Source organism: Dietzia sp. DQ12-76 (genome assembly GCF_014145045.1).
Taxonomy (GTDB): Bacteria; Actinomycetota; Actinomycetes; order Mycobacteriales; family Mycobacteriaceae; genus Dietzia.
The window spans coordinates 1-5,785 of sequence record NZ_JAALDV010000172.1 but is presented as its reverse complement, the minus strand read 5'-3'; the positions used below and the strand labels follow the sequence as shown (position 1 = coordinate 5,785).

General features: G+C 67.2%; 7 protein-coding genes. 6 read left to right on the top strand and 1 reads right to left on the bottom strand.

The features are described 5' to 3' along the window. Positions 1-167 precede the first annotated feature (167 nt). The gene (locus tag G6019_RS07165; RefSeq protein ID WP_182611965.1) at positions 168-644 is read right to left on the bottom strand and encodes an SRPBCC family protein; all 477 of its coding nucleotides are present in this window, start codon (positions 642-644) and stop codon (positions 168-170) included. Positions 645-928: 284 nt separating this feature from the next. Here G6019_RS07165 and groL point away from each other — a divergent pair, with 284 nt between their 5' ends. The 6 genes from groL (at position 929) to G6019_RS07135 (ending at position 5,501) form a co-directional block, all read left to right on the top strand. Continuing rightward, positions 929-2,551, top strand: coding sequence for a chaperonin GroEL (gene groL / locus G6019_RS07160; protein WP_107757386.1), 1,623 nt, complete (start codon positions 929-931; stop codon positions 2,549-2,551). A gap of 304 nt (positions 2,552-2,855) precedes the next feature. Continuing rightward, entirely contained in the window at positions 2,856-2,999 is a 144-nt protein-coding gene (locus tag G6019_RS07155) for a hypothetical protein (RefSeq protein ID WP_017837824.1), read from the top strand. Between the two features lie 66 nt (positions 3,000-3,065). Further along, a complete protein-coding gene (locus G6019_RS07150; RefSeq protein ID WP_017837823.1) occupies positions 3,066-3,224 on the top strand; it encodes a hypothetical protein in 159 nt (52 codons plus the stop codon). Between the two features lie 376 nt (positions 3,225-3,600). Next, positions 3,601-3,744: a hypothetical protein gene (locus G6019_RS07145; protein ID WP_182611964.1), complete on the top strand. Its 144-nt coding sequence runs from the start codon at positions 3,601-3,603 to the stop codon at positions 3,742-3,744. Between the two features lie 116 nt (positions 3,745-3,860). Further along, a complete protein-coding gene (locus G6019_RS07140) occupies positions 3,861-4,022 on the top strand; it encodes a hypothetical protein (protein WP_182611963.1) in 162 nt (53 codons plus the stop codon). A 369-nt stretch (positions 4,023-4,391) separates the two neighbouring features. Then, on the top strand, positions 4,392-5,501 hold the full coding sequence (locus G6019_RS07135) for an alpha/beta hydrolase (protein WP_107757385.1): 1,110 nt from the start codon (positions 4,392-4,394) through the stop codon (positions 5,499-5,501). Positions 5,502-5,785 lie beyond the last annotated feature (284 nt).

The following is a 5,785-nucleotide window of genomic DNA, read 5'->3' as shown; positions in this document are numbered from 1 at the left end:
CGGGCCCGCGGCCAGGGTGGGGCCGGGCTCCTCGCGGTCGGGGGTGTCGGGGTCCGGGCCGTCAGTCCAGATCGCGCACCCGGTGAGCGTCGCCGTGAGGCAGCCCGCGAGGACCGTCGAGATCCCGGCCCGGACCCCTGCGGCGACGCCCACCCCGGACATGCGGGTCAGCCCTGCTCGACGAGGGCCTTGATCCGCTTCAGGGAGGTCGACACGCCCCTGTCCATCTCCTTGGTGAACGAGGGCTGACCGCCGAAGAGCTTCTCGGTGAGGAACGTCGAGATGAACGTCAGTCCGCTCGGGACCTCGCGACGCTCGGTGAGCCGGGTTCGGCCTCCCGGGAGGGAGTCGAGCTCGAAGACCCAGACGGTGGTGTTCTCGGTGATGCGGTTGGCGAACCGGCGGCCGGGTTCGAACTCCACGACCCGGCTGGTGGTGGGCCAGAAGAGCGGACCACGCCTGTTGATGTTGAGTGCTCGCGTACCGGCGGTCGTGCGACCACCGAGTGCGACGACCTTGTACGCCTGGGTGCTCCACTGCGGTGCGTTGCGGACCTCGGAGACGACCTCCCAGACCCGGGCGGGTGGGGCGTCGATCTCGATCGAGTTCTCGATGGTGCCGACGGGCGCGGACTCGGGGGACATGGGTGGCCTTCCGACGGGGATGGGGCGGGATCGCGTCTCGATGGTAGGGGACCGGGCACCGGCGCGCGTGTCGTTCGCCCGTCGCGAACAGTGCCCCGGGCCCTTTGCACTCGTCGGGGGCGAGTGCTAGAAAAGCGCTTGGCACTCGGCTACCCTGAGTGCCAGCAACACCTGAACTGAGGTCGCAAGGTGAGGCGCGGATCTGACACGGTCCGCACCGTCCGTCGCGGGCGCCGACGCCGACCACATACGTGTCACCCCACACCCGGAGGATGATTCACCCAATGGCAAAGATGATCGCGTTCGATGAAGAGGCCCGCCGCGGCTTGGAGAGCGGTCTCAACCAGCTCGCCGACGCCGTGAAGGTCACGCTCGGCCCCAAGGGGCGCAACGTCGTGCTGGAGAAGAAGTGGGGTGCCCCCACGATCACCAACGACGGCGTCTCCATCGCCAAGGAGATCGAGCTCGAGGACCCGTACGAGAAGATCGGTGCGGAGCTCGTCAAGGAGGTCGCCAAGAAGACCGACGACGTCGCGGGCGACGGCACCACCACCGCCACCGTCCTGGCCCAGGCACTCGTGCGCGAGGGCCTGCGCAACGTGGCCGCCGGTGCCAACCCCATGGGCATCAAGCGCGGGATCGAGAAGGCCGTCGAGGCCGTCACCGCGCACCTGATCGACTCCGCCAAGGAGATCGAGACCAAGGAGCAGATCGCCGCGACCGCCGGCATCTCCGCCGCCGACCCGGCGATCGGCGAGCTCATCGCGCAGGCGATGGACAAGGTCGGCAAGGAGGGCGTGATCACGGTCGAGGAGTCCCAGACCTTCGGCCTGGATCTCGAGCTCACCGAGGGTATGCGCTTCGACAAGGGCTACATCTCGCAGTACTTCATGACGGATCCCGAGCGCCAGGAGGCGGTCATGGAGGATCCGTACGTCCTGCTGGTCTCGGGCAAGGTCTCCACCGTCAAGGACCTCCTCCCGCTGCTGGAGAAGGTCATCGGCGAGGGCAAGTCCCTGCTCATCATCGCCGAGGACGTCGAGGGTGAGGCGCTGTCCACCCTCGTCGTCAACAAGATCCGCGGAACCTTCAAGTCCGTCGCCGTGAAGGCTCCGGGCTTCGGCGACCGGCGCAAGGCCATGCTGCAGGACATCGCGATCCTCACCGGCGGGCAGGTCATCTCCGAGGAGGTCGGCCTCTCGCTCGAGACCGCTGACATCTCGATGCTCGGCAAGGCGCGCAAGGTCGTCGTGACCAAGGACGAGACCACCATCGTCGAGGGCTCGGGAGACCAGGCCCAGATCGAGGGACGGGTCAACCAGATCCGCGCCGAGATCGAGAACTCCGACTCGGATTACGATCGGGAGAAGCTCCAGGAGCGTCTCGCGAAGCTCGCCGGCGGCGTCGCCGTGATCAAGGCGGGCGCCGCCACCGAGGTCGAGCTCAAGGAGCGCAAGCACCGCATCGAGGACGCGGTCCGCAACGCCAAGGCCGCGGTCGAGGAGGGCATCGTCGCCGGCGGCGGCGTCGCCCTGGTCAAGTCCGAGGTCGCCGTCGACGGCCTGTCCCTCGAGGGCGAGGAGGCCACCGGCGCGAAGATCGTCAAGTTCGCGCTGAGCGCCCCGCTCAAGCAGATCGCCTTCAACGCCGGCCTCGAGCCCGGCGTCGTGGCGGAGAAGGTCCGCAGCCTCCCGGGTGCCCAGGGCCTCAACGCGGCCACCGGCGAGTACCAGGACCTGCTGGAGGCCGGCATCAACGACCCGGTCAAGGTGACCCGCTCCGCGCTGCAGAACGCCGCCTCCATCGCGGCGCTCTTCCTCACCACGGAGGCCGTCGTGGCCGACAAGCCCGAGCCCGCCGCGCCCGCGATGCCGGGTGGCGACGAGATGGGTGGCATGGGCTTCTAGTCCAGCCCGACCACGCAGTGGGGCCGTGGCCCGCACCGGAGAGTCTTTCCGGTGCGGGCCACGGCCTTTCCCTCATTTCGCGAACCCCGCCCGGGCCTGCTCGCCCCCACCTCGTCCGTGGTGGCGCACACACCACTTCCGTGGCGGGACGTAACACGGACGTCATCTATCGGGCTTCGCGTAAAGAGCCTGTGATCTGCGGTTAAGGTGCGGTTTCGTCCATTGTGATGGACATGTGTCTCTTTTTAGAGTCGCTGTCAGGCGCCTCAGAGGGCGCCGTGAGCGCACGAGAACGGAGAACACCATGCCCGACTTCGGTCAGCTGTCAGACCTCTTCGGAGGGATCACCGACATCCTCGGAGCCGTCGTCACATTCACCGGGTCGCTGGGAGGCGAGGGGGGCATGAACGACTTCTTCGATGCACTGTCGAGCATCAGCGCCGACTGATCCCGCCGGCCGATCCCAGAGTCACCTTCTCCAGAGACACACACCCAGCAGACCCAGGAGTGCACCATGTTCTTCCCCGAGTTCGGATCCCTCATCGGCGTCAGTGACGCCCTCGGCTTTGTCAACGACTTCCTCGGCGCGTTCGGAGACCTCTTCTCCGGCCTGGCCTACTTCACCGGAGGAGACTTCGAGGAGGCCCTCGCCGGCGGCTTCATGATGTGGTGACCTGAGCCTGCCGGGGGCGGCCATGCCCCCGGCACGAGGAGCGGCCCGCGCGATCTCCCTCGCGCGGGCCGCATTCGTGTGTGAGGAGGCCCGGAAAGTGGAGATGTCCCGGGGGTGAACAGCCCGTGCGCTCATGCCCTGGTGAGGAGAAGCTCACTCACCAGCGTATGCGCATTCATTTGAATGGTTTGCGCAGTTGAGAACGGATGTTAGGATTTCCTCGCATCCGTGATCTGGACCACTAAGGGTGGCCTCAGTTCGCCTCGTCGTCACCTCGGCGGGGGGGAGACGGACGTCACAATTGACATCAGAGTCGCTCAGATTACTCTGACTCTGGCCCCATGAGCCGGGGCACCACTTTCAAAGGGAGACACACATGCCTGACTTCAGCGCCATCAGCGCCGCCCTCACCGCGGTCAAGAACCTCATCGACGGCGTCGTCGGCTTCACCGGTTCGATCACGGGCGACGGCTTCATCGACGCGCTCGGCAGCCTCGGCGGGGACGACGTCTCCGCCTGACAGGCCCCGGCCGTAGCGCTCCGGCGCGAACGCCCCGGCTGCGGCGCACAGCAGCCGATCTCAGCATCATTCACTGATCCGGATCTCGCCGGATTGCAGCACTCAGGGAGAACATCATGGGCATCGATCTCGGTTCCATCGGCGACATCTTCGGCAAGGACGGCATCGTCGACCTCGCTGGCGGCCTTGTCGGCAACACCAACAACATCGTCAAGGGGATCGGCTACTTCCTCGGCGGCGACTTCCAGAAGGCCTTCGACGCCGGCTTCATGGCCTGAGTCTTTCGGCTGAACGGGATGGGGGCTCCGGGCTGTGCCCGGGGCCCTTTCTCGTGTCCCGATCGGTGTGGCGCCCAGGCCCGGGCCCCGAAGGTTGTATAGGAATTTGTTCATATCCGTAACAGCGGGCCGGCCGGCGTCGATAATGTTGACGTGAACCGCAAGGGTGGTCCCGCGGTTACCGACGGGCCGCCCGGGTATGGAATCCTCGGATAGGTGCCCCGCGGGCGCGAGACTCGGTCCTGCAGGCGCGCTTCCACCGGGAGTGTGCTTAGTGGGTCTTGTGTGACTACTGGGAATCGGGTTAGCTGTGCAGTGCGGGTCTGCCCGAGTCCGTCTGTGAACAACGAGAAGGTTAGGCGTCGGAATATGCGTTCAGTCAAGAGCGGTCGGTTGGGCACCAAGGTCGCTGCGGCGACCATCGCCGCGGCCATGGTCCCCGTCGTTGCCACGGGCACGGCCCAGGCACAGGGTGGAAACATCCAGTACACCAAGGCCACCGCCCAGAACAAGGTCGTCGAGACCCAGCTCCCCGACGGTCGACTGATCGTCTCGGTGTGGTCGGATAAGATGGCCATCGAGGTCCCGAACATCGTGCAGCGCCCGCGTGACGGGAACAACGGCGCGCCGGTGCTCTACCTCGTCAACGGCGCCGGTGGTGGAGAGGACTCGGCCACCTGGCAGGCGCAGTCGGACGTCCGGGCCTTCATGTCGGACAAGGACGTCTGGACCGTCACCCCGATCGGTGGAGCCTTCTCCTACTACACGGACTGGCAGCGCCACGACCCCAACGTCCAGACCCGCTACGCCCGCGAGACCGACCGCCCGATGGCGTTCGAGACCTACCTCGCCCAGGAGCTCCCGACCCTCTTCGAGGGCCGGTACGGCGGCAACTACCCGAACCGCAAGCGCAGCCTCGCCGCGATCTCCATGACCGCCACATCGGTCCTGACGATCGCCCAGAACCACCCCGGCCGGTTCCAGGCCATCGGCTCGTACTCGGGATGTGCCGAGACCTCGACCCCGATCGGCTACCAGTTCATCAATATCGTCACCGGCATGCGTGGCGGGGCGAACCTCGACAACATGTGGGGGCCCTACCCCGGTCCGGGCTGGGTGGCCAACGACCCGGTCGCCCAGGCGCCCAAGTTCGTCGCCCAGCGCGACAACGGCACCCTTCCGGCCATGTTCATCTCCACCGGCAACGGCCTGCCCGGGCCGCACGAATCCCTGGAGAACTGGCGCCTGCGCAACAGCATCCCGGCTCTGGCCAACCAGGCGATCGTCGGCGGCATCATCGAGGCGGCCACGCAGTACTGCACGGCCAACCTCGCACGCCGGTTCGCCGAGCTGCAGATCCCGGCCCAGTTCGACTTCGCGCCCAACGGCACGCACTCGTGGGGCTACTGGCAGGACGACCTCAAGCAGTCCTGGCCGATGATGGCCCAGGCGATGAACGCGCGCTACGGCCCGATCTGATCGGCTGACGCGCCCGGCGACCTCGGGTCCCGGAACCGACGGACCCCGCCCCACCACCACGGTGGAGCGGGGTCCGTCCTCATGTGTCGAGGCGGTGCGCCGGGCCGGCGCACGCAGGGCGCCGGGCCGGCGCCCGCCGCGGACGACGTCGTGAGACCACCCCCCTGGGGTGAGCTCCGGAGGTGGCCCACTGGCAAACTGTACGCATGACCAAGACGGACGACCCGCGCCGTACCGAGCTTCGCCACACCGATGGCAGCACGAGCCCGCTGCTCATGGTGGAA

What these genes read in the sequence shown, in the direction of transcription:
- G6019_RS07165 (WP_182611965.1), bottom strand. Translation starts at nt 644, where the DNA reads ATGTCCCCCGAGTCCGCGCCCGTCGGCACCATCGAGAACTCGATCGAG.
- groL (WP_107757386.1), top strand. Translation starts at nt 929, where the DNA reads ATGGCAAAGATGATCGCGTTCGATGAAGAGGCCCGCCGCGGCTTGGAG.
- G6019_RS07155 (WP_017837824.1), top strand. Translation starts at nt 2,856, where the DNA reads ATGCCCGACTTCGGTCAGCTGTCAGACCTCTTCGGAGGGATCACCGAC.
- G6019_RS07150 (WP_017837823.1), top strand. Translation starts at nt 3,066, where the DNA reads ATGTTCTTCCCCGAGTTCGGATCCCTCATCGGCGTCAGTGACGCCCTC.
- G6019_RS07145 (WP_182611964.1), top strand. Translation starts at nt 3,601, where the DNA reads ATGCCTGACTTCAGCGCCATCAGCGCCGCCCTCACCGCGGTCAAGAAC.
- G6019_RS07140 (WP_182611963.1), top strand. Translation starts at nt 3,861, where the DNA reads ATGGGCATCGATCTCGGTTCCATCGGCGACATCTTCGGCAAGGACGGC.
- G6019_RS07135 (WP_107757385.1), top strand. Translation starts at nt 4,392, where the DNA reads ATGCGTTCAGTCAAGAGCGGTCGGTTGGGCACCAAGGTCGCTGCGGCG.